The 1,193-nt window shown below is 62.1% G+C and carries 1 protein-coding gene; it reads right to left on the bottom strand.

The genetic code is table 11. The features are described from left to right. Nucleotides 1-24: 24 nt before the first annotated feature. Nucleotides 25-975 (bottom strand): IS110 family RNA-guided transposase, encoded by a 951-nt coding sequence (locus B0E49_RS00010; protein WP_077559932.1) that lies wholly within the window; start codon nt 973-975, stop codon nt 25-27. Between the last annotated feature and the right edge of the window lie 218 nt (nt 976-1,193).

Below are 1,193 nucleotides of genomic sequence, written 5' to 3'. Positions count from 1 at the left end.
CAGCAACCATCTTGAATGAAGACCTTAATTTGTCACTGCGATAGCGTTGTTCCAAGGCGACTTGGTGCGAGCGATGGCATTGAGGATGACCAGCAGCTTGTGCATGCAAGCCACCAGGGCGACCTTCTTGGGCTTGCCGGCGGCCAGCAGGTGGGCGTAGAAGGCCTTGAGCACAGGGTTAAAGCGCGTACCTACCAAGGCGGCCACGTAGAGCACGCGGCGCACATCGGTGCGTCCGCCGAAGATATGGCGCTGGCCGCGCAAGGTGCCCGAATCGCGGTTGATCGGGGCCAGCCCCACCAGCGAGGTGATCTGCTTGCGGTTGAGCTTTCCGAGCTCTGGCAGTTGCGCCAGCAGCGTGCTGGCTGTCGTGGGCCCCACGCCCTTGACCGAGGTCAGCAGCCGCGCCAAGTCCGCGTGATGGGCCTGCACGTGTTCGCGCAGTTGCCCATCCACATCCCCGAGTTGGGCGGCGATCGCATCCATGATGGCCAAAATGCTGGCCTTTGCCTTGGGGTGAGCCAGCCCCAGGCGCTGGCGCTCGGCCACCAGCATGGCCACGAGCTGGCGCCGGCGGGTGACCAAGGCTGTGAGCTCGCGTTGCTGCTCATCGGCCAGCGCACGTGGCTCGTGCCCCTGAGCGTCGAGCAGGGTGGCAAAGCCGCGCAAGGCCTGTGCGTCGATGCGATCGGTCTTGGCCAACTTGCCCATACAGCGTGCGAAGTCGCGTGCCTGGCGTGGATTGATGACCGAGACGCGAAGACCTGCTGCGGCCAGCGCCAGAGCCAACTCCTGCTCATAGCCGCCGGTGGCCTCCAGCAGCACCAGCCTGGGAGCCAATGGCACCAGCAACTGGCACAACTCGGTGTGGCCGGCCTCGTCGTTGCTCAGGCTCAGGGTTTGACTCTCGCTTGTGACAGCCACCTCAAAGCTGCTCTTGGCAACATCGATTCCTACATAAACGGGTTCACTCATAAAAGTCCTCCGGCTCCCAGCCTTATGAATACGAAATGTGTTCGGTCAACCATTCGGGATGCAGCAGAACAAAGAGACCACCAGCGCGCGCCCTGTGCTGAGATTCGAGCTCGGGCTCGCAGGAGACCCAGGCTGCGCGTTGGCGAGTCAACCCGCTCGGCAATCAAGGCGCTCACCGCCTTGACTACTGAAGTTTGAACTATTTGAAAGATATAAGG

The sequence above is a fragment of the Polaromonas sp. C04 genome (assembly GCF_002002705.1).
GTDB lineage: Bacteria > Pseudomonadota > Gammaproteobacteria > Burkholderiales > Burkholderiaceae_C > Rhodoferax_A.
The sequence above is the reverse complement of the archived record's forward strand: the minus strand, read 5'-3'. Positions and strand labels throughout refer to the sequence as shown.

Coding starts and splice junctions, on each gene's coding strand:
- B0E49_RS00010 (WP_077559932.1), bottom strand. CDS start 975: ATGAGTGAACCCGTTTATGTAGGAATCGATGTTGCCAAGAGCAGCTTT.